Consider the following 534-nt stretch of genomic DNA (forward strand, 5'->3'; position numbering starts at 1 on the left):
CCAGCCTGCCCGGCTGCAGCCTCCCCTGCGACGTGGCCGAACCGCCGCGCAGCGCCCAGATCGTCACCCCGCCGGTCGGCGCCTCCGGCGGCGTGGTGGCCGTCCCGCTGACCCAGCCCGGCCTGGGGCACACCATCGACGAGGAACGCGTCCGCCGGCTGGCCAAGCAGTCCCACCGCGTCTGAACGGCGCGCTGCGGTGGTCCGGCCGAGTCCCGTGGCTTCGTGGTGGCCGGGGTGGGTGCGCACTGCGGCGGGCCGGTGGTCCTGCCGGCCGTCGCAGTTGATGTCTGGTGGGGTCAGGCCTCCGGCCTGGCGGGCGCGCCGGGGGCGCGGTGCCTTATACGCCGGCAGGACCACCGGCCCGCCTCCGTGCACTTCTGCTCCGCCGTACTCGTGCGGGCCGTAGCGTCTCGCTCTCCGGCCGCCCAGTGTGCTCGCCGCCGCTGAAGCGATCCGTGCGGGAGCGCTCAGCGCGGCTCGCCGCAGCTGAAGCCATCCTGTCGGAAAGGAGCTCAGGGCCGGGCGCCGCAAG

General features: G+C 75.7%; 1 pseudogene. It reads left to right on the top strand.

Features of this window, described 5'->3' with window-relative positions:
* Positions 1–185: pseudogene (locus ACWJ6R_RS37845) on the top strand (enolase C-terminal domain-like protein); the annotation flags it as partial.
* Between the last annotated feature and the right edge of the window lie 349 nt (positions 186–534).

It is taken from the genome of Planomonospora algeriensis, from assembly GCF_977012225.1.